Annotated in this window: 21 protein-coding genes; 18 read left to right on the top strand and 3 right to left on the bottom strand. The window is 62.2% G+C overall.

The features are described 5' to 3' along the window. The 10 genes from hisA to NKH13_RS07210 all read left to right on the top strand — a co-directional run bounded on the left by hisA (position 1) and on the right by NKH13_RS07210 (position 9,241). Positions 1-744, top strand: a complete 744-nt coding sequence (gene hisA, locus NKH13_RS07255; RefSeq protein ID WP_352911719.1) for a 1-(5-phosphoribosyl)-5-[(5-phosphoribosylamino)methylideneamino]imidazole-4-carboxamide isomerase — start codon at positions 1-3, stop codon at positions 742-744. A gap of 3 nt (positions 745-747) precedes the next feature. Continuing rightward, positions 748-1,584, top strand: a complete 837-nt coding sequence (locus NKH13_RS07250; protein ID WP_352911716.1) for an arginase family protein — start codon at positions 748-750, stop codon at positions 1,582-1,584. Next, positions 1,581-2,375: an imidazole glycerol phosphate synthase subunit HisF gene (gene hisF, locus NKH13_RS07245; RefSeq protein ID WP_352912200.1), complete on the top strand. Its 795-nt coding sequence runs from the start codon at positions 1,581-1,583 to the stop codon at positions 2,373-2,375. The genes NKH13_RS07250 and hisF overlap by 4 nt, the downstream gene beginning before the upstream one ends. Positions 2,376-2,411: 36 nt before the next feature. Further along, a complete protein-coding gene (locus NKH13_RS07240) occupies positions 2,412-2,738 on the top strand; it encodes a phosphoribosyl-ATP diphosphatase (protein ID WP_292660336.1) in 327 nt (108 codons plus the stop codon). Between the two features lie 18 nt (positions 2,739-2,756). Continuing rightward, entirely contained in the window at positions 2,757-3,716 is a 960-nt protein-coding gene (coaA, locus tag NKH13_RS07235) for a type I pantothenate kinase (protein WP_352911713.1), read from the top strand. 76 nt (positions 3,717-3,792) lie between these two features. Then, the gene (locus NKH13_RS07230; protein WP_352911711.1) at positions 3,793-4,800 is read left to right on the top strand and encodes a glycosyltransferase family 2 protein; all 1,008 of its coding nucleotides are present in this window, start codon (positions 3,793-3,795) and stop codon (positions 4,798-4,800) included. Further along, on the top strand, positions 4,800-5,570 hold the full coding sequence (locus NKH13_RS07225; RefSeq protein ID WP_352717195.1) for a class I SAM-dependent methyltransferase: 771 nt from the start codon (positions 4,800-4,802) through the stop codon (positions 5,568-5,570). Before NKH13_RS07230 ends, NKH13_RS07225 begins: the two co-directional genes overlap by 1 nt. A gap of 7 nt (positions 5,571-5,577) precedes the next feature. Beyond that, a complete protein-coding gene (locus NKH13_RS07220; RefSeq protein ID WP_352717196.1) occupies positions 5,578-5,973 on the top strand; it encodes a GtrA family protein in 396 nt (131 codons plus the stop codon). Next, positions 5,963-7,537 (top strand): hypothetical protein, encoded by a 1,575-nt coding sequence (locus NKH13_RS07215; protein ID WP_352911707.1) that lies wholly within the window; start codon positions 5,963-5,965, stop codon positions 7,535-7,537. Before NKH13_RS07220 ends, NKH13_RS07215 begins: the two co-directional genes overlap by 11 nt. A 90-nt stretch (positions 7,538-7,627) precedes the next feature. Next, the gene (locus tag NKH13_RS07210) at positions 7,628-9,241 is read left to right on the top strand and encodes a hypothetical protein (RefSeq protein ID WP_352911704.1); all 1,614 of its coding nucleotides are present in this window, start codon (positions 7,628-7,630) and stop codon (positions 9,239-9,241) included. Here the strand turns inward: NKH13_RS07210 and NKH13_RS07205 are convergent. The 3 genes from NKH13_RS07205 to NKH13_RS07195 form a co-directional block, all read right to left on the bottom strand. Further along, the gene (locus NKH13_RS07205) at positions 9,204-9,821 is read right to left on the bottom strand and encodes an alpha-ketoglutarate-dependent dioxygenase AlkB family protein (RefSeq protein WP_352911702.1); all 618 of its coding nucleotides are present in this window, start codon (positions 9,819-9,821) and stop codon (positions 9,204-9,206) included. The two genes, NKH13_RS07210 and NKH13_RS07205, sit on opposite strands and share 38 nt — an antisense overlap. Positions 9,822-9,952: 131 nt before the next feature. Further along, positions 9,953-10,390, bottom strand: a complete 438-nt coding sequence (gene arfB, locus NKH13_RS07200; protein WP_352911699.1) for an alternative ribosome rescue aminoacyl-tRNA hydrolase ArfB — start codon at positions 10,388-10,390, stop codon at positions 9,953-9,955. Positions 10,391-10,469: 79 nt separating this feature from the next. Continuing rightward, positions 10,470-12,080 (bottom strand): phosphoenolpyruvate carboxykinase, encoded by a 1,611-nt coding sequence (locus NKH13_RS07195; protein WP_352911696.1) that lies wholly within the window; start codon positions 12,078-12,080, stop codon positions 10,470-10,472. A gap of 342 nt (positions 12,081-12,422) precedes the next feature. On the opposite strand from NKH13_RS07195, the gene NKH13_RS07190 reads away from it, so the two are divergent. From NKH13_RS07190 to tsaE, 8 genes are all read left to right on the top strand, one after another. After that, positions 12,423-13,124, top strand: coding sequence for a response regulator transcription factor (locus NKH13_RS07190; RefSeq protein ID WP_023677547.1), 702 nt, complete (start codon positions 12,423-12,425; stop codon positions 13,122-13,124). A 201-nt stretch (positions 13,125-13,325) separates the two neighbouring features. Next, positions 13,326-15,110, top strand: coding sequence for a sensor histidine kinase (locus tag NKH13_RS07185; RefSeq protein WP_352464664.1), 1,785 nt, complete (start codon positions 13,326-13,328; stop codon positions 15,108-15,110). Positions 15,111-15,141: 31 nt separating this feature from the next. Further along, the gene (locus NKH13_RS07180) at positions 15,142-15,588 is read left to right on the top strand and encodes an HPr kinase/phosphorylase (protein WP_352464662.1); all 447 of its coding nucleotides are present in this window, start codon (positions 15,142-15,144) and stop codon (positions 15,586-15,588) included. Between the two features lie 164 nt (positions 15,589-15,752). Beyond that, positions 15,753-16,154: a PTS sugar transporter subunit IIA gene (locus tag NKH13_RS07175; protein ID WP_254815942.1), complete on the top strand. Its 402-nt coding sequence runs from the start codon at positions 15,753-15,755 to the stop codon at positions 16,152-16,154. Then, positions 16,151-16,447 (top strand): HPr family phosphocarrier protein, encoded by a 297-nt coding sequence (locus NKH13_RS07170; protein ID WP_023677551.1) that lies wholly within the window; start codon positions 16,151-16,153, stop codon positions 16,445-16,447. The genes NKH13_RS07175 and NKH13_RS07170 overlap by 4 nt, the downstream gene beginning before the upstream one ends. A 156-nt stretch (positions 16,448-16,603) precedes the next feature. Beyond that, entirely contained in the window at positions 16,604-18,004 is a 1,401-nt protein-coding gene (gene ahcY / locus NKH13_RS07165; RefSeq protein WP_352911693.1) for an adenosylhomocysteinase, read from the top strand. 188 nt (positions 18,005-18,192) lie between these two features. Continuing rightward, positions 18,193-20,754 (top strand): sensor histidine kinase, encoded by a 2,562-nt coding sequence (locus tag NKH13_RS07160; RefSeq protein WP_352911690.1) that lies wholly within the window; start codon positions 18,193-18,195, stop codon positions 20,752-20,754. An 8-nt stretch (positions 20,755-20,762) separates the two neighbouring features. Continuing rightward, complete coding sequence (tsaE, locus tag NKH13_RS07155) at positions 20,763-22,274, top strand: tRNA (adenosine(37)-N6)-threonylcarbamoyltransferase complex ATPase subunit type 1 TsaE (RefSeq protein ID WP_352911688.1); 1,512 nt, start codon at positions 20,763-20,765, stop codon at positions 22,272-22,274. Positions 22,275-22,276 lie beyond the last annotated feature (2 nt).

Genomic DNA, 22,276 nt, shown 5'->3' with positions numbered 1-22,276 from the left:
GTGTTTCTGTTTCCGGCGATAGACCTCAAGGACGGCAAATGCGTGCGCCTCCGGCATGGCGACATGGCGACGGCGACGATCTACAATGACGATCCCGCGGCTCAGGCGCGCGCCTTCGAAGAGCAGGGCTTCGAATGGCTGCACGTCGTCGACCTCAACGGCGCCTTCAAGGGCCAGAGCGTCAACAGCGCGGCGGTCGGCGCCATCCTCAAGGCGACGAACAATCCGGTGCAGCTCGGCGGCGGCATCCGCACTCTGGCGCAAATCGAGGACTGGCTCGACCGTGGGCTGGCCCGCGTCATTCTTGGCACCGTGGCGGTGCGCGATCCGGATCTGGTCAGGCAGGCGTGCAAGGCGTTCCCGGGCAAGATCGCCGTCGGCATCGACGCCAAGGGCGGCAAGGTCGCGGTCGAAGGCTGGGCCGAGGCATCGAGCCTCGGCGTCATCGAACTGGCGAGGAAATTCGAAGGCGCCGGCGTTGCTGCCATCATCTACACCGACATCGATCGCGACGGTGTGCTGGCAGGCATCAACTGGGACGCAACCATCGACCTCGCCGAGGCGGTTTCGATCCCGGTCATCGCCTCGGGCGGGCTCGCCTCGATCGCCGACATCGTGCGCATGACCATGCCCGATGCGCAGAAGCTCGAAGGCGCGATCTCCGGCCGCGCGCTCTACGACGGCCGCATCGATCCGGCCGAGGCACTGGCGATCCTGCGCGGCAAGCCGATGGCAGGGGTGTGAAACGTGAAGGTCTCGATTATCCTCGCCCCCTATGACAGCGGGCACTATCACGAAGGGTGCGGCCAGGGGCCGGACGCCATTGTCGGCGGTGGGCTGGTCGAAGCCCTGACCGTGGCTGGCCATGACGTCGCCGTCGAAGATATCGGCAAGGTGGGAGACGAGCAGGAGCGCGAAATTGCAACCGGCTTCGCCGTCTGCAACGCTGTCGCGACTAAGGTTAGCCTCGCCCGCGATGGAGAACGCTTCCCCATTATCCTTGCTGGAAATTGCCTGACCGCCGCCGGTGCGGTCGCCGGTGAAGTTGCGGATTCGATCATCTGGATCGACCAGCATGGCGATCTCAACACGCCGGAGACGTCGGCCTACGGCTTTCTCGACGGCATGGCGCTGGCGGCGACGCTCGGGCTCTGCTGGCGTCCGATGGCGGCAGCGATTCCGGGGTTCCGGCCGATAGACCCGGCGCGCTGTATGCTGGTCGATGCCCGCGACCTCGATCCCGACGAAAAGCGCCTGCTGGAAACTTTGCCGATCGTGCGCACCGAATGTGCCGGTGCACTCGATAGAGTCGGAAAGCTCACAGCGGCAGGGGCCGTCCAGGCACATCTGCATCTGGACCTGGATGTTCTAGATCCGGATGTGTTGCAGGTGAACCGCTACGCGCATCCGGGCGGCCCGAGCCCGGAACAGCTACGGCAGCTTGCCTGCGGACTGGCCAGGTCAATCCCGATCGTCGGCGTGACGCTCTCGGCCTACGACCCGGCCTTTGATTCCCAGGCCGAGGTTCCGCCCGTCGTCGGCCAGCTGCTTGTCGATTTTCTTGCGGAGATCGAGAGGATCTGATGCTGAAAGCCCGCGTCATCCCCTGTCTCGACGTCAAGAACGGCCGCGTCGTCAAGGGCGTCAATTTCGTCGACCTGGTCGATGCCGGCGATCCCGTCGAAGCGGCAAAAGCCTATGACGCGGCCGGCGCCGACGAGCTCTGCTTTCTCGACATCACCGCCTCGTCGGAAAACCGCGAGACCATTTTCGATGTCATCGCCCGCACCGCCGAACAATGTTTCATGCCGCTGACCGTTGGCGGTGGCGTCCGTCAGGTCGCCGACATCAGGAAGCTGCTTCTGGCCGGCGCCGACAAGGTGTCGATCAACACGGCGGCGGTGAAGACCCCCAATTTTGTCGCCGAAGCAGCCGACAAATTCGGCAACCAGTGCATCGTCGTCGCTATCGATGCCAAGAAAGTGTCCGCTGCGGGCGAGGCCGGTCGCTGGGAGATATTCACCCATGGCGGCCGCGAGAAGACCGGCATCGATGCCGTCGAGTTCGCTCGGCAAGTGGTCGATCTCGGCGCCGGCGAGATCCTGCTGACATCGATGGACCGCGACGGCACCAAGGCCGGCTACGACATAGCCCTAACCCGCGCGGTCGCCGATGCCGTACGCGTGCCGGTTATCGCTTCCGGCGGCGTCGGCACGCTCGACCACCTGGTCGAAGGCATTCGCGATGGCCATGCCGGCGCGGTGCTGGCGGCGTCGATCTTCCATTTCGGCACCTACAGCATCGCCGAGGCCAAGCTGCATATGGCTCAGGCCGGACTGCCGATGCGGCTGGACTCGCCGGGTAATCGGTCCTAGAGCCTTTCCGGCTAAGAAGAGGCTGTAAACGCCGTCATGACTGAGTTCTCACTCTCCGATCTGGAGAAGATCATTGGCGAACGCGCACGCTCCGGCGATCCGGATTCGTGGACGGCCAAGCTCTTTCAGCGCGGCATGAGCAAGGCAGCGCAGAAACTCGGCGAAGAGGCGGTCGAAACGGTGATCGCAGCCGTCAGCGCCGATAGGGCCGCGCTTGTTTCGGAAAGCGCCGATCTCATTTATCATTGGCTTGTCGTTCTTGGCGTAGCGGGCATTCCGCTGAGCGATGTGCTCAACGAGCTTGAACGCCGCACCGGTCGTTCGGGCATCGCCGAAAAGGCGTCTCGGCTGGACCGGGGCTGATCGCTGCGGAGGAACTCGATGGACCAGCTCGCTCCTACCGAGAAGTATTCACCCTATCGTTTCTTCTCGGCCGAGCAATGGTCGCGGTTCCGCGCCGATACGCCGATGACGCTGACCGCAGACGAGATCCATCGTCTGCGGTCGCTGAACGATCCGGTCGATCTCCACGAGGTCGAGCGCATTTACCTTTCGATGTCGCGGCTGTTGTCGGCTCATGTCGAAGCCAGTCAACTCTTGTTCAGGCAACGCCAGGTCTTCTTCAACGCGCTGGACGTGGCCAAGACACCGTTCATCATCGGCATTGCCGGTTCCGTGGCGGTCGGCAAATCGACCACGGCGCGCGTCCTAGAGGAGCTGCTGGCGCGCTGGCCGTCGAGTCCCAAGGTCGACCTGGTCACCACCGACGGTTTCCTGCTGCCGAACGAAGTACTGCGCCGCAACAATCTGATGGAGCGCAAGGGCTTTCCCGACAGCTACGACGTCGGCGCGCTGCTGCGCTTCCTGTCCGGCATCAAATCGGCGCAGCGTAACGTCCTCGCGCCAGTCTATTCGCACCTGACCTATGACGTCATTCCGGGCGAGTTCCAGACCATCGACCGGCCGGACATCCTGATTTTCGAAGGCATCAATGTCCTGCAGCCGGGCAAGTTGCCGAAGGACGGCAAGATCGTGCCTTTCCTGTCGGATTTCTTCGACTTCGCCATCTATATCGATGCCGAGGAGGCGCTGATCCATCACTGGTATATCGCCCGCTTCATGCGGCTGCGCGAAACCGCCTTCCGCGACCCGGCTTCCTTCTTCCATCGCTATTCGCAACTTTCCGAGGATGCGGCCCGCGCCATCGCCGAGGGCCTGTGGACCAACATCAATCTGAAGAATTTGCGCGAGAATATATTGCCGACCCGCGCCCGAGCCGATCTCATCCTGCGCAAGGGCGCCAACCATCTGGTCGAGGAAGTGGCGCTCCGAAAACTTTGAAATCCTGAGGCATTCCTTAAAGTCATCTTAACCCAGTCTTCCTATTGTCGGGCTTGATCTGCGGGCTCGGCAAACAATGAATGCGCCATTCCTAAATATTGATCGGCCGGCAGCTGGCCGCGCGGCACATCCGGGCAGCGGCGCCGCAACGATTGCCCTGATCGTGCCGGTCCACAATGAGGAAGGCGCAATTGCTCCATTCCTGAAGGCCGTGTGTGAAAGCACTGCTCCGCTGAAGGACAAAGGCGTTGCCCTCGAGTTCATCTTCGTCAACGACGGCAGCAGCGATACGACGCTCGAAAAGCTGATCGAAGCTCAACAAACCGATCCACGCATCCACGTAATCGACCTTTCGCGCAATTTCGGCAAGGAAGCTGCGATGACCGCGGGTCTCGACAGCTGCGATGCCGATGCAGCGATTCCGATGGATGTCGATATGCAGGATCCGCCGCATGTCATTCCGCTGCTTGTGGAAAAGTGGCGCGAGGGTTTCGAGGTTGTTCTTGCCAAGCGAGCCAACCGGTCGAGCGACAGCTTTCTCAAGCAGCGCTCCGCCTCGATGTTCTACCGCGTTCACAACTGGATCGCGCAGCAGAAGATCCCGCACGATGTCGGTGACTTCCGTTTGATCGACCGTCAGGTCATCCAGGCGCTGCGGTCTTTGCCCGAACGCCGTCGTTTCATGAAGGGCCTGTTCGCCTGGGTCGGGTTCCGCACCGCAAGCATCGAATATGTCCGCGATCAGCGCATCGCCGGCCAGTCGAAATTCTCCGGCTGGAAGCTGTGGAACTTCGCGCTCGAAGGCATTACCAGCTTCTCCACCGCTCCGCTTGAAATCTGGACCTATGTCGGCGCAACGATTTCCGCACTGTCGTTCCTCTACGGCCTGCTGATCGTCGCCAAGACAATGATCTTTGGCGTTGATGTTCCCGGCTACGCCTCGCTGCTGGTCAGTGTTCTTTTCCTTGGCGGCATCCAGTTACTCGGCATCGGCATCATCGGACAGTACCTCGGCAGGGTCTACGCCGAGATCAAGCAGCGTCCGATCTACATTGTGCGCCGCAAATATGAGGGAATGAGCTGATGGAGCTCGACGCCTACCGACAGATGGCCGCCACCGAAGACGAGCATTGGTGGTTCTGCGGGCGTCGCGCCATCGCAGAGGCGGTCATTCGCAGCATCGACCTGCCCGAAAAGGCGCGCATCGTCGAGATCGGCGCCGGCACCGGCGGCAACATCAGGATGCTGGAGCAGTTCGGCGCCGTGACGGCAGTCGAGATGAGCGATCTCGCGCGCAGGATTGCCTGGGAAAAGACCGGCCGTGACTTCCTTGCCGGATATCTGCCGGACAACATTCCTGTCGCGCCGCAAAGCTGCGACCTGGTTTGCCTGTTCGACGTGCTGGAACATGTCGCCGAAGACGAGGCATCGCTTGCCGCGATCCGCCAAATGCTGAAACCGGGCGGCAGCGTCGTCCTCACGGTGCCCGCACACCAATGGTTGTGGAGCACGCATGATGTGGGGCTGCATCATATGCGGCGCTATTCGCGCAATCTGCTGCGTGAACGAATTGAAAGGGCTGGCTTCAGGATCGACCGGCTGAGCTACACAAATGCCGCACTCTTTCCTGTAGCGGCACTGGCACGGCTGGTGGACAGGTTGCGCACGTCGGCCTTGCCAGCCGGCCATGCAACGCCGCCGAAACCACTGAATGCGGCGATGAAGGCAGTGTTTTCGGCGGAAGGCCGCATCATACCAAATGCAAGCCTGCCCTTCGGTGTTTCGCTGCTGGCGGTATTCCGCAAGGACGACGCCGTCGAAACCGGTCGCCTCGACGAGAAATTGGCTGCTTGACCGCGTAATGGGCAGCGGCTCGTATCGTCGACTATCGCGCTTTGCGCTAATTGGCATCGCGTCGACGCTGATCTATGCCGTTTGTGCTTTCCTACTGTCGCGTGGACAGGCAACGGCGGCCCTGCCGGCGGCGCTCACATCGTTTGCGGCCTACGCCGTCGCCGCGCTGTTCTCCTACACCGGGCATAAATATTTCACCTTTACCTCGGGCGGCAGCCACGCGATGGAATTGCCCCGCTTCCTCCTGCTCACCGCTTCCGGTCTCGCCGTCGCGATCGCCCTGCCGGGCCTTTTGACCCAGATGCTCGGCGTCCCGGCCGCAATCCCGATCCTGCTCACCTGCATTGCCGTGCCGGTCATCAACTATGTCGTCCTCGGGCGGTGGGTGTTTCGTGGTCTCTAGCGCGCGATCCCTCAGTGAACTGCTGCCCGGCGCCAACCGTTTCTCGCCGTTTGCGGGTGTAGCGGGTGCTCCGTTGCTGCTGGCCTGCCTGGTCGTCACATACGCCGTCTGGCTATCCACCGTTGCAATTCCGACCAATGTCGACGTGTCATGGCTTCTGGTCGTCTGTGACCGCCTGCTTGGCGGAGAGCGGCTCAACACGGACATCATGGAGACCAACCCACCGTTCTCGATCTGGCTCTACATGCCGTTCATGCTCCTGGAAAAGCTCACCGGCATACGTGCGGAATTCTGGCTGACGCTTGGCATCGTTTGCCTGAGCCTGGCCAGTCTTTTTATTTCCGTCCGCATTTTCGCGCGCGATGAACCGGTTTACCGGCAGCCCCATGCGCTGTGGGCGGCAGCGGCGGCCCTGTTTTCGATCCTCTGTTTCATGCCGGATCAATTCGGCCAACGCGAGCACTTCGCGATGATTGCCATTTTGCCCTGGGTGGCGTTGCAATGCACACGTCAGCGGACCCCGGATTTCAGCGCGGGCTCGCCCCTGGAGCACATGGTCGCGGGCCTCGGCGCGGCGGTCGGGGTCATGGTCAAGCCGCCCTATTTTGCGCTGGCCTTCATGTTGCCGTCACTCTGTCTTGCGGTTGAAAGGCGGTCGCTGAAACCGCTCTTCGTCGTGGAGAACGTGCTTGGCGCTGCGATCGTGGCCGCCTATGTCGCGTCCATCGCGCTCTTCGACCGCGCTTACGTCAGCGACGTCCTGCCCTTGGTCAGGGAGGTCTATCTTCCGTTGAGGGCCTCTGCCGCCGATATGCTGGCAAACTGGCCGAAAGTGGTGCTGCTTCTGGCCGCCGCCACCGTGCTTGTGGCCGGCGGCCTGAGACAGACGAGCTGGGACGTCAGGATTCCGCTTCTGACCGCACTGGGGTTCATTCCGGCCTTCATCATCATGGGCAAGGGTTGGCCCAATCACGCCCTGCCGATGGTCGTTGTTGCAGCACTTGCATTTGGCATCCAGCTTGTGCGGTTCGGCACATTCCGCAGTGCAGGCTTCGTTCGTAAGGCCGCCCTGATCTTCGGTTGCGTGCTGGTGCTGCAAATAGCGGTCAGGGCACAGTACGCGGCGCTGACGACGGACGACGGACCGATCGCCCGGTCTGTCGCCGCGATCCGCTCGACGGTCGAAGCCCCGACCATCATGTCGATTGCCGACCAGATGCAGGTTGCCCATCCCCTCGCCAGGCTGGTCGACGGCAGGTTCATATCACGCCATCCGAGCGCCTGGGCGGTCTCCAACGCGGACACGCTCGCCCGCGTCACCGGTGATCTCGAACGGAGACGGGACCTTGAAAGCATCCGCGATCGGGTGATCGGCGAATACGCCGCCGAGATATCAGCGAAGAAGCCCGATATCGTGCTGTCAGGCTCGCCGGCGTGGACTGCCCTGATGCTGCAGGACAAGCGGATCGCTGTCGCTTTGGCCGACTATCGTCTGCTGCACGCCGAGCCGGAAATTACTGTCTATCTTCGTTACACGGCGCTCGCGCCGCTCCAAACCGATTGAGCAGAGGCTTCCAGAAACTATGGCACGGCTGGATCCAATCGCTCCGCTGGACGACATATGGCTCGAGCCCGAGAGCCTTGGTGAAACATCATGAGCGTCTCGAACGACATTGGCGGCTTGAGCCACGGGCGCGGCCGGGATATCGCAGCGTCGCTGCTTCCTAGCCGCAATGTCCTGGCCATTGCCGCAGTCACCGTCTTCTCGATCGTCTGGCAGCGGCGTTGGGGGACTGTTCCCGATACTAGCTGGCTGATCACGGTCTGCGAGCGTATGCTGTCCGGTGAGCGGCTTTACTCGCAAATCTACGAGACCAATCCTCCATTCAGCGTCTGGCTCTATCTGCCGCCAGTGGCTGCGGCCAGATTGCTGGGCACCGCCCCGGAAATCCTGGTTGAGGCCTGGACATACCTTGCCGTGCTTATCGGACTTTCGCTCTCGGGCGTGATCGTCAAGCGTGCGGGTTTCACCGAAACTGCATCATTGTTTGCACTGGGGCCAGCGTTTTGCGCAATGTTGGTGGTCTTCCCCGGCAATGCCTTCAGCGAGCGGGAGCATATCGGCATGGCGCTTTTCATGCCGCTGCTTGCGCTTCATGCTTGGCGCGCGCGCAGAGATGCAGCTGCCCAACCAGGCACGGGGCTTGCCGTACTCGCCGGCCTGTCGGGCAGCATTCTGCTGCTGGTCAAGCCCTACTATGCGATCATGGTGTTGGCGCCGGCGTTGGTCGTTGCAGTGCGCCGGCGCAGTCTGAAATCGATCTTCGCCCTGGAACACTGGGTCATTGCCGGCATCTGCATTGTCTATCTCAGCACGGTCACGCTGATCCATCCGGAATTCCTGCGTGACGTCTATCCCCTCTTGGCGGATGTTTATGGAAAGATCGGCATCTTTTGGCCGATTGTGATCGGCTACGGTTTCTCGTGGTGTTTCCTTGTCTTCCTGATCTGGTGGCTGTGGCCTGCCAGGCGGTTTCCAGAGCTGGCGGCGGTAGCGTTGGCGGCATCGATCGCCGGCATGTTTCCCCTATTCTACCAAGCGAAAGGCTGGTCTTATCATGCCTATCCCGCGATCTTTTGCGCTGTGGCAGCCATTTTCTGCCTGCTGGCGGTGCCCAGGATCGTGCAGCAGCCGTCGAAGCTGTTGGCGTTCGTGACGGCTCCTTCGCGAGCTTGGGCACTGGCGGCGGTGGCAATCGCTTTCTTGCCGTACTGGAGCACCCAGAAACCAGGGCCGGCGCTGGTTGCCACCATTCGCGCCGCCACCGATCGGCCGACCGTAGCGTTGGTCAGTTCGGATATTTCCTCGGGACATCCGTTGAACCGTATGATCGATGGGCAGTTCGTTTCGACCCACGTCAGCGATTGGCTTGGAGCGTTCGCACTTTCCCTGTCCCGGCAGGCAGCCCTCTCGGGTGACACCGCCGAAGCCACGCGTTACCAGGCCATCATGGCGCGTTACGTCGAAAGCAAACGCGAAGAATTCGCGCGTCTGCGTCCGGATGTCGTCGTCTTCAAGAAAAACAACACAATGTGGACAAGCCAACTGATGGGGCGTTTTGGCTTTGACGCCATCCTGGCGCACTACCGCATTCTCGTCGAGGACGAGACCGAGCGCATCTATCTGCGCGACGATTATGTCCGCCCCGGCCGCCGGCCGCCCGAGCAGCCTATTTCGGCATCGTCACCCGTCGCAGCGTCAGATTAATGCGGCCGCCGTTCCTGAGCAATGCCGAGGTCGACGGGTAGATACGGTCGACGCCGTGAAAGCAGAGCCGCCCTTCGCCGCCAAGCACCACGACGTCGCCGCTTTTCAACCTGAACGATTTGGTGGCGCCGTCGCGCGTCGTCTGGCCGACCCGGAACAGGCAATCGTCGCCGAGCGACACCGAGACGACGGGCGCGGAGAAATCGCTCTCGTCGCGGTCCTGGTGAAGACCCATCTTGGCATCCTGCGAATAGAAATTGACCAGGCAGGCCTCCGGCGGGTGCGCATAGGCAGATACGTCCCGCCACAGATCTAGTAGTATCTCCGGGATCGGCGGCCAAGGCCTTCCGGTCACCGGGTGGGTCGGCTGGTAGCGATAGCCATGCTCCTTGTCGGTGACCCAGCCCAGCGGGCCGCAATTGGTCATGCGCACGCTCATCTCCTTGCCGGTACGCGGCATCGCCGGCACGAACAGCGGGGCCTCCTGCACGACCTCCCTGATATCTTCCACCAGCACTTCCTGCATGGCGCGCGACAGGTAGCCGGGCATATGGCGGACGCCTTTGGGCAGTACGAGCATCGCGTCGCTTGATCCGTTGGTCTGGAGAAATCAGAATGCCACCGTCAAACGAAAACGGCGACCCGAAAGCCGCCTCCGACGGTGGCTGCGCGCTTTAGCCGGCGATCTGGAATCCGAAGCCGCTTCGGCTGTCAGTCATCCTCGACCCGGCCGCGCATTTTCTTGATCGAGCCCCGCCCGGCCTTGCTTTTGAGCCGTCTTTCGACCGCGCCTTTGGACGGCCTGGTCTTCTTGCGCGGCGGTGGTGGTGGTTCGGCGGCCTTGGCGACCAGTGCCGTCAGCCGCGCCCGGGCGTCCGCCCGGTTCTGCTCCTGGGTGCGGAAGCGTCCGGCTTCGATGACGATGACGCCGTCCTTGGTGGCGCGCTGGCCGGCGAGCTTGATGGTCCGTTCGCGCACACGCTCCGACAGGCCTGGAGCATTGGCAGCATCGAAGCGCAATTGCACCGCCGTCGCCACCTTGTTGACATTCTGGCCGCCCGGGCCCGACGAACGGATGAAGTCCTCGTGCAGGTCGCCCGGATTAATCACCGCATCGTCGGTGATGATGATCTTGTCGTCGGCGTTCATGCCGCAGTCATGGCGCGGCAGGCGAAAAAAGAAAGGGCCCGATCGAAGCCGGGCCTTGAAGCATCACCAGGGGCGACGGCTATTCAGCCGCTACCTGCATGCGTGGTGCAGCGCCGAGCACGGTGGCGTCGACATGGGCCTCGAACTTTTCGAAATTGTCGACGAACATGCCGACCAGCCTTGCCGCCTGCCGGTCATAGGCGGGCTTGTCGATCCAGGTCGATCTCGGGTCGAGAATGGCGCAGTCGACGCCGGCAACCGTCACCGGTACGTCAAAACCGAAATTGGCGTCGGTCCGGAAGTCGGCCGCTTTCAGCGAGCCGTCGAGCGCTGCCGCAAGCAGCGCCCGTGTTGCCTTGATCGGCATCCGCTTGCCGGTGCCGTAGGCGCCGCCGGTCCAGCCGGTATTGACCAGCCAGCAATCGACACCGTGGTGTGCGATGAGCTCGCGCAGCAGATTGCCGTATTCCGATGGATGCCGCGGCATGAACGGTGCGCCGAAGCATGTCGAAAATGTCGCTTCGGGCTCGGTAACGCCCTTCTCGGTCCCCGCCACCTTGGCGGTATAGCCGGAGAGGAAATGGTACATGGCCTGCGCTGGGGTCAGCCGCGCGATCGGCGGCATCACTCCGAATGCGTCGGCGGTCAGCATGATGATGTTTTTCGGGTGGCTGGCGCGCCCCGTCTTGCTGGCGTTGGGGATGAAGTGGAGCGGGTAGGCGCAGCGCGTGTTTTCGGTCAGCCCGCCGTCGTCGAAATCCGGCACGCGACCGGCGTCGAGCGCGACATTCTCCAGCACCGTGCCGAAGCGCTGGGTGGTGGCGAAGATCTCCGGCTCGGCTTCGGCCGAAAGCTTGATCGTCTTGGCATAGCAGCCGCCTTCGAAATTGAAGATGCCGTGCGGTCCCCAGCCATGCTCGTCATCGCCGACCAGCGTGCGCGATGGGTCGGCCGACAACGTCGTCTTGCCGGTCCCGGAAAGGCCGAAGAAAACGGCCGCGTCGCCGGCTGGCCCTTCATTGGCCGAGCAATGCATCGGCATCACGCCTTTTGTCGGCAGCAGATAGTTGAGCACGGTGAACACCGACTTCTTCATCTCGCCGGCATAGGAGGTACCGCCAATCAACACGATCATGCGCGAAAGATCGACGGCAATCACCGTTTCGCCGCGCGTGCCGTGGCGGGCGGGATCGGCGCGGAACGACGGCAGGTCGATGATCGTCAAACCGGGCATGAAATGCTCGAGTTCGGCGGCGGCCGGCCGGATGAGCAGATTGCGGATGAACAGGGAGTGCCAGGCAAGCTCCGTGATCACCCTGGTCGGCAGCTTCAGTTCCTCGTCGGCACCGCCGACCAGGTCCTGCACATAAAGGTCCTTTTCAGCGGCATGGGCGCGAAAATCGGCAAGCAGCGTATCGAATTGCCCCGGCGAAATCGCTTTGTTGTTGTCCCACCATACATGCGGCGCGGTGCTTTCGTCGCGCACCACGAATTTGTCCCTGGGCGAGCGGCCGGTGTGCTGTCCGGTTTCGGCGGCAAGCGCGCCATGCGCGGTGAGTCGGGCCTCGCCACGGCGGATTGCCTCCTCGTAGAGCGCGGCCGCGCCGAAATTATAGCGCACCACGCCCGTGGTTCTCAGGCCGATCCGATCGATTGCACATGCAGGATTGCGTTTGCCGGCTTCCGACATGGGTGTCCCTTCTTCGATTTACCGCGTCTTTACCGGCGAATTCCGGAACCCCCATTGCAGGAGCTAAAAACGTCAAAACCAGAAAAGGCGAATGATATCAAATCATTAATCGATTTAAATATTTTGAAAGTTGTTTAAATCGTTTATATGTGCAAAAACACTGATGGTTGCCCAAAGGATTGGCGATGTTCATTGGTCCAATCCATGTCGAGGTACAATTGTGGCCGCCGGCATGCCGCGCGTGACAGCGGATAGAGCCTATGCCACATTTTGTACCTAATTTGTCCTGCAAAAGCCCCTTCTCGACGAAAGAAGGGACAGCTCATGAGGGAGCCGCTTGAAATGGCAACAATCGCGCTTGTCGACGACGATCGCAACATTCTGACTTCGGTTTCGATCGCCCTCGAATCCGAGGGTTATCGGGTCGAAACCTACACGGATGGGGCGTCGGCGCTGGAGGGACTGGCGGCGCGCCCGCCGAACCTCGCCATCCTCGACATCAAGATGCCGCGCATGGACGGCATGGAGCTGCTGCGCCGGATGCGTCAGAAATCCGACCTGCCGGTAATCTTCCTGACCTCCAAGGACGATGAGATCGATGAACTGTTCGGCCTCAAGATGGGCGCCGACGACTTCATCCGCAAACCCTTCTCGCAGCGTCTTCTGGTCGAACGCGTCCGCGCCGTGCTGCGCCGCGCCAGCACCCGCGAGGCGGCGGCCAAGGCGCCCAACCAGCAGGCTCGGTCGCTTGAGCGCGGCCAGCTTGTCATGGACCAGGAGCGCCACACGTGCACCTGGAAGGGCGAGCCGGTGACGCTTACCGTCACCGAGTTCCTCATCCTGCATTCGCTGGCCCAGCGCCCGGGCGTCGTAAAAAGCCGTGATGCGCTGATGGATTCGGCTTATGATGAGCAGGTCTATGTCGATGACCGCACCATCGACAGTCACATCAAGCGGCTGCGCAAAAAGTTCAAGGCCGTCGATGATGACTTCGAAATGATCGAAACCCTTTACGGAGTCGGGTATCGGTTCCGCGAAGCATGAGTTAATGCATGTCGCCCAAAAGTGGTCCCGGTTTTTGGGACAACGACATGCATCAAAACGCTAATGCATGTCGCCCAAAAGTGGTCCCGGTTTTGGGGCAGCGACATGCGTCAAAACGCTAATGCATGTCGCCCAAAAGTGGTCCCGGTTTTGGGGCAACGGCATGCATCAAACTAAAGACTGAGCGGGGGCTGCTATTCGATGGCAGTGCAAGTTGAGCGAGTGAGACGGTCGGGCGCCGCCAGGCGCCCGCCGCGGATTCTGCCCGCCTTCGTGTCGAAAATTACGGTGCCGATGCGCCGGTTTCTCGGCCATCACATCTTTTCCAGCCTGACGCGGCGCATCCTCTTTCTCAACCTTGCCGGCCTTGCGGTCCTGGTCACCGGCATTCTCTATCTCAACACCTTTCGCGACGGGCTGATCGACGCCCGTGTCGAGAGCCTGATGACTCAAGGCGAGATCATCGCCGGCGCGATCGCCGCCTCGGCGACGGTCGAGACCGATTCGATCAGCATCGATCCGGAGAAGCTGCTCGAGTTGCAGGCCGGCGAAAGCCTAGGCCCCGGCTCCGACCAGCTCGACAACCTCGATTTCCCGATCAATCCGGAGCGCGTGGCGCCGGTGCTCAGGCGATTGATCTCGCCCACGCGCACACGCGCCCGCATTTACGACCGCGACGCCAACCTGCTGCTCGATTCCCGCCATCTCTATTCGCGCGGCCAGATCCTTCGTTACGATCTGCCGCCGGTCGAAGAGGAACAGCCGGATCTTCTGGAGCGCATCCAGAAATTCGTCTTTGATTTCTTCCGCAACAAGCAGCTGCCGGTCTATCGCGAGCAGCCGGGTGGCAACGGTGCCGCGTTTCCGGAAGTGGTCAAGGCGCTTACCGGCAGTCCGTCAACGATTGTGCGGATCTCGGAGCAGGGCGAGCAGATCGTTTCAGTGGCGGTGCCGATCCAGCGCTTCCGTGCCGTTCTCGGCGTGCTGATGCTGTCGACCGAAGGCGGCGACATCGACAAGATCGTCGCGGCCGAGCGCAAGGCGATCCTGCGCGTGTTCGGCATTGCCGCCCTGGTTACCGCCATCCTGTCGATGCTGCTGGCCTCCACCATCGCCAACCCGCTGCGCCGGCTTTCGGCGGCGGCGGTCAGGGTTCGCCGCGGCGTCAAGAACCGTGAGGAAATCCCCGACTTCTCCGACCGCCAGGACGAGATCGGCAATCTGTCGATCGCCGTGCGCGACATGACCAATGCACTCTACGCCCGCATCGAGGCGATCGAAAGTTTTGCCGCGGATGTCTCGCACGAGTTGAAGAACCCGCTCACCTCGCTGCGCAGCGCGGTGGAAACATTGCCGCTGGCCAGGAACGACAATTCGCGTAGCCGGCTGATGGATATCATCCAGCACGATGTGAGGCGGCTTGACCGCTTGATCACCGATATTTCCGATGCCTCCCGTCTCGATGCCGAACTGGCGCGGGAAGACGCGGGAACCGTCGACCTGAAGAAGTTCATCACCGATCTGGTCGCCGTCTCGCGCGAGGCCACGCGCAACAAGAAGGCGGTCGAGATCGAATTCAAGGTCGCCAAACTGCCGCAGGGCGTGAAAGGCTACTTCGTCGTCGGCCATGATCTGAGGATCGGCCAGGTGATCACCAACCTGATCGAGAATGCCCGCTCGTTCGTCCCCGAAGAACGTGGCCACATCACCATATCGCTGGCGCGCGCCGGCAAGTTCAACATCGTCACCGTCGACGACAATGGGCCCGGCATCCGGGCCGATAACATCGATCGCATTTTCGAGCGGTTCTATACCGATCGGCCGGCCGGCGAGGCGTTCGGCCAGAACTCGGGCCTTGGCCTGTCGATATCCAGGCAGATCGTCGAAGCCCATGGCGGCACGCTGAGCGCCGAGAACATCCCGGGCACCAAGCCCGGCGAGATCAAGGGCGCGCGCTTCGTGGTAACGCTGCCGGCCGAAGGCTGACGGATGAATTCCAATCACGCCTGGTCCTATTGTGCAGCCTGAAAATATTCACGGCACCGCGATCCTGATAGGTGATCGCGGCATTCTCATCACCGGACCGTCCGGCTTGGGCAAGACGACGCTGGCGCTCGCCTTGATCGATCATTGCAGCCAGCGCGGGCTGTTTTCCCGGCTGATCGGCGATGACCAGCTCTATGCCGCCGATTGCGAGGGGCGGCTGGTCTGCCGCGCACCAGCCAGCATAGCCGGCCTCGTCGAGGTGCCGGGATTCGGCCCCAAGCCGATACAGTTCGAGCCAAGCTGCGTGATCGACCTCATTATCCGGCTGGTGCCAGCCGGCAAAATGGCCCGCTTCCAGGAAGACTGGAGCGAACTCGTTTTCGGCGTACCAGTGCCGCGCATCGATCTTGCCGGGCGCAATGTCGCGGCGGCCTTGCCGGCAGTGATGTCGCGCCTGTCGATTGCGCCTTTCCTGTGATCCGATTTCGATTTTTTGCTGCAATGCGTCAAATTGGCCTGGGCCGGCGCAATTTTGGGCTTGTCAACGGGCCTTGCGTCGACAAGATAGCGCTCCCGCCACCTGGAACGGTCGGCGAGCATAAAATGCGCCTGTGAAGCGGCCATGACGGGAGCCACCAAAGAATGATCGGACTCGTGCTTGTAACGCACGGTCAACTGGCCGCCGAGTTCCGCAATGCGGTGGAACATGTCGTTGGGCCACAAGACAATTTCGAGACCGTGGCGATCGGTGCCGACGACGATATGGAACAGCGCCGCCGCGACATTATCGACGCAGTCGGCCGCGTCGATACGGGATCAGGCGTCATCGTTTTGACCGACATGTTCGGCGGCACGCCCTCCAACCTCGCCATTTCAGTGATGGAATCCGGCCGTATCGAGGTCATTGCCGGCATGAACCTGCCGATGCTGATCAAGCTGTCCAGCGTGCGCAAAGGCGACAACATGACGGCCGCGCTGGATGAGGCGCAGGCTGCCGGCCGCAAATACATCAACGTCGCCAGTCAGCTCCTGAGCAGTAAATGAGTGCGCTGTTGCCGGAAAAGGACAAGATCGTTCGCGACTTTCCGATCGTCAACCAGCGCGGCCTGCACGCGCGCGCCTCTGCCAAGTTCGTTCAAATTGCCAGCGGCTTCAACGCCACGGTCCAGGTCGAGAAGGACGGGGTCAAGGTCGGCGGCACCTCGATCATGGGCCTGATGATGCTGGCGGCGAGCCCCGGTTATTCGATCCGCGTCACCGCCACCGGCCCGGAGGCCGAAGAGGTCATCGATGCGCTGGAGCAACTGGTTGCTTCCCGTTTTGGCGAGGAATGCTGACGTGTTGGTCGCCGCTTAAGACATGCACGGATAAAGATTTCTTTATATCCCATTGTCGTCCGACTCTCGATCTGCTAGTCAGGCCGGCAACTCGCGCCCTCCGGCACGCCTTCGGGGCGGGCGCGTCCCGCAATCAATTCGCATCGGAGCACTGCCATGACGGGTAGCAAGGACTATGTGGTCGCAGACATCGCGCTTGCCGGCTGGGGCCGCAAGGAGATCGAGATCGCCGAAACCGAAATGCCGGGCCTGATGGCCTGCCGCGAGGAATTCGGCGACAAGAAGCCGCTCAGGGGCGCGCGTATCACCGGCTCGCTGCACATGACCATCCAGACGGCGGTGCTGATCGAAACGCTTAAGGCGCTCGGCGCCGATATCCGCTGGGCTTCCTGCAACATCTTCTCGACCCAGGACCACGCTGCCGCGGCCATTGCCGAGGCCGGAATTCCGGTGTTTGCCGTCAAGGGCGAGACGCTGGAGGACTATTGGGTCTACACCGACAAGATCTTCCAGTGGGCCGATGGCGGCACCTCCAACATGATCCTCGACGACGGTGGCGATGCCACCATGTACATCCTGATCGGCGCCCGCGCCGAGGCCGGCGAGGATGTGCTGTCCAATCCGGGCAGCGAAGAGGAAGAAATCCTGTTTGCCCAGATCAAGAAGCGCATGCAGGCATCGCCCGGCTTCTTCACCAAGCAGAAGGAAGCGATCCGCGGCGTCACCGAAGAGACGACGACCGGCGTCAACCGGCTCTATCAGTTGCAGAAAAAAGGCCTGCTGCCGTTCCCGGCGATCAACGTCAATGATTCCGTCACCAAGTCGAAATTCGACAACAAATATGGCTGCAAGGAATCGCTTGTCGACGGCATTCGCCGCGGCACCGACACGATGATTGCCGGCAAGGTCGCGGTCGTCTGCGGCTATGGCGACGTCGGCAAGGGCTCGTCGGCTTCGCTCAAGGGCGCCGGCGCCCGCGTCAAGGTCACCGAGGTCGATCCGATCTGCGCGCTGCAGGCGGCGATGGATGGTTTCGAGGTGGTCACGCTCGAAGACGCGGCGCCGACGGCCGACATCGTCATCACCACCACCGGCAACAAGGACGTCGTTACCCTCGACCACATGCGCCTGATGAAGGACATGGTGATCGTCGGCAACATCGGTCACTTCGACAACGAGATCCAGGTGGCGTCGCTGCGCAACCTGAAATGGACCAACATCAAGCCGCAGGTGGATATGATCACCTTCCCGGACGGCAAGCGGATGATCCTTTTGTCGGAAGGCCGTCTGCTCAACCTCGGCAACGCCACCGGCCACCCGAGCTTCGTCATGTCGGCGTCCTTCACCAACCAGGTGTTGGCCCAGATCGAGCTGTACACCAAGCCCGGTCAGTACGAAAACCAGGTCTATGTCCTGCCGAAGCATCTCGACGAAAAGGTCGCGCGCCTGCATCTCGACAAGCTCGGTGCCCGCCTGACCGAACTGTCCGGCGAACAGGCCGCCTATATCGGCGTCACTCCGCAGGGACCGTTCAAGCCGGAACACTACCGCTATTAACCACGGCGAAACTTACCACTAGATATTGAAGCCGGGCGATTGACTTTTCGCCCGGCTTTATTTTTGCGCTGATTGATTCTTCACGCCGATTCGCGCAAGCGCTATGGTGCTGATTCGCGGTCCGGGGACGAGGCCCGGGCGCACGCATCAGGGCGGTCTTGCATTCAGGCGGCGAAGAGGACCAAGACATGCCGGGGGATAACCCGCCTTGCGCGGGACAGGCCGTTTCCGGCGGCCATAACGATTCGATCACGGGCTCCGCTGCCAGAGGCGGCAGCCTTTTATGGCGTGCCGGCAGCCGTGTCGGGGTGCTGCTTGCTTCTTCCGCGCTGGTTGGTCCGCTGCTTGGCTTTACTGCACATGCCCAAACCCGCGTGGCGCAAAAGGCCGGGCTGTCGGTCAGCACGGTCGAGGTCATGCAACTCGCCATGTTCGTCGGCGTCATGGGGGCGGCATTGCTGTCAGCCATCTTTCTGATCCGCGAAAGGGCGCGCACCTCGGCGGAAAATGCCGAGCTCAGGACCCGCATCGCTGACGTTAATGCCGCGCTGCAGCGCTCGGAGGCGCTGCTCCATTCCCGCGATCAGCGCGTGGTCGTATGGGCCGCCGAGAACAAGAAACCAGAGCTTGTCGGGACATTGCCGATCGAGAGCGGCGCGCCGGAGGACCGGGCGGCCTTCCTGGCTTTCGGACGCTGGCTGATGCCGCGTTCGGCGGCCGCACTCGAACATGCCGTCGCAGCGCTGCGGGACAAGGCAAAGCCCTTCGATCTGGTCATCGAATCGCAGGCCGGCCAGCCGCTCGAGGTTCACGGCCGCAAGAGTGCGGCGCATGTATTGGTTCGCTTCGTCTCGCTGTCGGAGACACAGCGAAGCCAGGCCAGGCTGAAGATCGAGAACCAGCGCTTAGCCGCCGACCATGAGACGCTGATCGGCCTTCTGGATGCGCTCAAGATGCCATCATGGCTGCGCACCGTCGACGGGCGGCTGAAATGGGTCAACCGGGCCTATGCCGAAGCGGTCGAGGCGGAGAATGCCGAAGCGGCGGTTCGTGACGGCAAGGAATTCCTCGGCGGCCAGGCGCGCGACACGATTGCTGCGCAGCACAAGTCGCACCCCGTCTTCGAACAGGCGCTCTCCACTGTGATCGAAGGCGACCGCCGTATGTTTGCCGTGACCGACTTTGCCGGGGCGGATGGTTCGGCTGGTCTTGCCTGCGACATCAGTGCCATCGAGGCCATTCGCGGCGAGTATGAGCGGACCGTGCAGAGCCACGCCGATACGCTCGATCAGCTCAACACCGCCGTGGCGATTTTCGATACCGACGAGAAATTGCGGTTTTTCAATCAGGCGTTCCAGAAGCTATGGGGCCTCGACAGTGGCTTCCTGCACAGCGCGCCGGACAACGCCTTGCTGCTCGACCGCCTGCGCAGCGAAGGCAAGATTGCCGAGCAGCCCGAATGGCGGCGCTGGAAAGAGAGCTTGCTCGGCGCTTACCGCGCGGTTGAATCGCAGGAGCATTGGTGGCATCTGCCGGACGGCAAGACCATTCGCGTCATCGCCAATCCGCAGCCCAAGGGCGGCGTCACCTGGGTGTTCGAGAACCTGACCGAGAAGATGGACCTTGAAAGCCGCTACCAGACCGCCGTCCGGGTTCAGGGCGAGACGCTCGACAACCTTGCCGAAGGCGTCGCTGTGTTCGGTCCCGACGGCAGGCTGAGATTGTCCAACCCGGCCTTCGCGGCACTGTGGGGGCTGGATGCCGATGCCTCAAAACCCAACGTCCATGTCTCGACGATCCGCGACCTTTGCGACCGCCGTGCCGTCGACAGTCCTTGGGGCGGGTTCGTTGCCGCCATCACCGGCTTCGACGACGAGCGCCGCGACCGCCACGGCCAGACCGAATTGAACAACGGCACCGTTTTGCGCTACGCCGTCATCCCTTTGCCCAACGGCCAGGTGATGATGACCTTTGTCGACGTTACCGACAGCGTCAATGTCGAGCGGGCACTGAAGGACAAGAATGAGGCGCTGCAAAAGTCCGACCAGATCAAGAACGAATTCGTGCAGCACGTCTCCTATGAGCTGCGCTCGCCGCTCACCAACATCATCGGCTTTACCGAGCTTCTTTCACTGCCGTCGACTGGTCCGTTGAACCAGAAGCAACGCGAATATATCGGGCATGTCGGCTCGTCCTCCTCGGTCCTTCTCACCATCGTCAACGACATCCTCGATCTGGCGACGGTGGATGCCGGCATCATGGAACTCGACATTTCCGAAGTTCACATCGATCGAACCATTACGGCCGCCGCCGAACTGGTCGCCGACCGGCTGGAGGAACATGCGATCAAGCTTAGGATCGACGCGGCTGCCGCGCCGAAAACCTTCCATGGCGACGAGATCCGCGTCCGTCAGATACTCTACAATCTGCTTAGCAATGCGGCCAATTACGCGCCGGAGGCGAGCACCATAACGCTCGCCTGCCGCCAGCTTGCCAACGGCGTGGAATTTTCCGTTCACGATGACGGTCCCGGCATGCCGCCGGACCTGCTTGACTCCGTGTTCCGGCGCTTCGAGCCGCGCACCAATGGCGGCCGCCGCCGTGGCGCCGGGCTCGGCCTGTCGATCGTCAAGAGCTTTGTCGAACTGCATGGCGGCAGCGTCCGCATCGAGACCGGCAGGGATAAGGGCACCACGGTTGTTTGCGCCTTTCCCGACACGCCGTCCGGCATCCGCGCCGCGGCCGAGTAGCGCGTTCGATGGCGGTATTGGTGCTGGACCGTTTTCTCGCCGACGAGGCTGCGACGGCAAGGCTCGGCGAGGATCTCGCCATGTCGCTGCGCATTGGCGACGTGCTCGCTCTCAAGGGCGATCTCGGCGCCGGCAAATCGACCTTGGCACGGGCGCTGATCAGGGCACTGGCCGACGATGCGAGCCTCGACGTGCCGAGCCCGACCTTCACGCTGGTCCAGAGCTACGACACACGCGTGCCGGTCCATCATTTCGATCTCTACCGCTTGGGCACCGCATCCGAGCTGGACGAGCTGGGTTTTGACGAGGCCCTGACGCAAGGCGCTGCGCTGGTCGAATGGCCGGAGCGGGCAGAGGCATATTTGCCGGATACGTCGGTGCTGGTCGAACTTCTCCAGCAGGGCGACGGCCGACTGGTGAGACTATCGGGAGAGGGTGCCGCCTTCGAGCGCGCGGCGCGATCGCTGGCAATGCGCGATTTTCTCGGGCAGGCCGGCTGGGGCGAAGCGCAGCGACGATATTTCATCGGTGATGCCTCGGCTCGCTCCTACGAGATCGTCACGCTCGCCGGCTTTCCGCCGCGCGTGCTGATGAACTCGCCAAGGCTGGTGCTCGGGCCGCCAGTCCGCGACGGCAAACCCTATGCCGAAATCGCCCACACCGCGCAATCCGTTTCGGCTTTCGTGGCCATCGACCGGGCCTTGCGGGCCGGCGGCGTCAGCGTCCCGGAAATCCATGACCAGGACCTCGACCAGGGTTTTCTCCTGCTGGAACATCTCGGTTCCCAAGGGTTTCTGGACAAGCGCGGCCAGGCGGTGGCCGAGCGTTATGCGGCGGCGGCCGAACTGCTTGCCATGATGCACGGCAAAACATGGCCGGCCCGCATGCCGGCCGGCCCCGGCGTCTTCCACGAGGTGCCGCCTTTCGACCGCGACGCCATGATGATCGAGGCCGAATTGCTGGTCGACTGGTATGTCCCGGCGATATCAGGCGCTCCGCCAAGCGAGGCGCTGCGCGCCGGTTACCGCAGCGAATGGAATGCGGTGCTCGATCGGCTCGAAGGGCGCGAATACACGCTTATGTTGCGCGACTTCCATTCGCCCAACCTGATCTGGCGCGCTGACCGTTCCGGTCACGATCGCCTCGGCGTCGTCGATGTCCAGGACGCGCTGATCGGACCGTCCGCCTACGACGTCGCGTCGCTCGCCATGGACGCGCGCGTCACCATTTCACCCGAAATCGAAAAGCACACGCTCGCCGCCTACATCGCCGCGCGCCGCGCCGCCGGCGCCTTCGACGAGAACGAATTCCGCGAAACCTATGCAATCATGGCCGCACAGCGCAATTCCAAGATCCTCGGCATTTTCGTGCGGCTCGAAAAACGTGACGGCAAGCCTTATTATCTGAAGCATCTGCCGCGCATCCGCGATTATCTTCGCCGGGCGCTGGCGCATCCGGCGCTGGCCGGGCTGCAGGATTTCTACATCGCCCACGGCTTGCTGGAGGAACGCTCGATTTGACG

This window comes from Mesorhizobium sp. M1348 (genome assembly GCF_040317925.1).
GTDB lineage: Bacteria > Pseudomonadota > Alphaproteobacteria > Rhizobiales > Rhizobiaceae > Mesorhizobium.
This window is presented reverse-complemented; position numbering and strand designations above follow the sequence as displayed.

What these genes read in the sequence shown, in the direction of transcription:
- NKH13_RS07205 (WP_352911702.1), bottom strand. Translation starts at nt 9,821, where the DNA reads ATGCTCGTACTGCCCAAAGGCGTCCGCCATATGCCCGGCTACCTGTCG.
- NKH13_RS07195 (WP_352911696.1), bottom strand. Translation starts at nt 12,080, where the DNA reads ATGTCGGAAGCCGGCAAACGCAATCCTGCATGTGCAATCGATCGGATC.
- NKH13_RS07170 (WP_023677551.1), top strand. Translation starts at nt 16,151, where the DNA reads ATGAGTGCGCTGTTGCCGGAAAAGGACAAGATCGTTCGCGACTTTCCG.
- NKH13_RS07240 (WP_292660336.1), top strand. Translation starts at nt 2,412, where the DNA reads ATGACTGAGTTCTCACTCTCCGATCTGGAGAAGATCATTGGCGAACGC.
- arfB (WP_352911699.1), bottom strand. Translation starts at nt 10,390, where the DNA reads ATGAACGCCGACGACAAGATCATCATCACCGACGATGCGGTGATTAAT.
- NKH13_RS07160 (WP_352911690.1), top strand. Translation starts at nt 18,193, where the DNA reads ATGCCGGGGGATAACCCGCCTTGCGCGGGACAGGCCGTTTCCGGCGGC.
- NKH13_RS07230 (WP_352911711.1), top strand. Translation starts at nt 3,793, where the DNA reads ATGAATGCGCCATTCCTAAATATTGATCGGCCGGCAGCTGGCCGCGCG.
- NKH13_RS07210 (WP_352911704.1), top strand. Translation starts at nt 7,628, where the DNA reads ATGAGCGTCTCGAACGACATTGGCGGCTTGAGCCACGGGCGCGGCCGG.
- NKH13_RS07190 (WP_023677547.1), top strand. Translation starts at nt 12,423, where the DNA reads ATGGCAACAATCGCGCTTGTCGACGACGATCGCAACATTCTGACTTCG.
- coaA (WP_352911713.1), top strand. Translation starts at nt 2,757, where the DNA reads ATGGACCAGCTCGCTCCTACCGAGAAGTATTCACCCTATCGTTTCTTC.
- tsaE (WP_352911688.1), top strand. Translation starts at nt 20,763, where the DNA reads ATGGCGGTATTGGTGCTGGACCGTTTTCTCGCCGACGAGGCTGCGACG.
- NKH13_RS07175 (WP_254815942.1), top strand. Translation starts at nt 15,753, where the DNA reads ATGATCGGACTCGTGCTTGTAACGCACGGTCAACTGGCCGCCGAGTTC.
- ahcY (WP_352911693.1), top strand. Translation starts at nt 16,604, where the DNA reads ATGACGGGTAGCAAGGACTATGTGGTCGCAGACATCGCGCTTGCCGGC.
- NKH13_RS07185 (WP_352464664.1), top strand. Translation starts at nt 13,326, where the DNA reads ATGGCAGTGCAAGTTGAGCGAGTGAGACGGTCGGGCGCCGCCAGGCGC.
- NKH13_RS07220 (WP_352717196.1), top strand. Translation starts at nt 5,578, where the DNA reads ATGGGCAGCGGCTCGTATCGTCGACTATCGCGCTTTGCGCTAATTGGC.
- NKH13_RS07225 (WP_352717195.1), top strand. Translation starts at nt 4,800, where the DNA reads ATGGAGCTCGACGCCTACCGACAGATGGCCGCCACCGAAGACGAGCAT.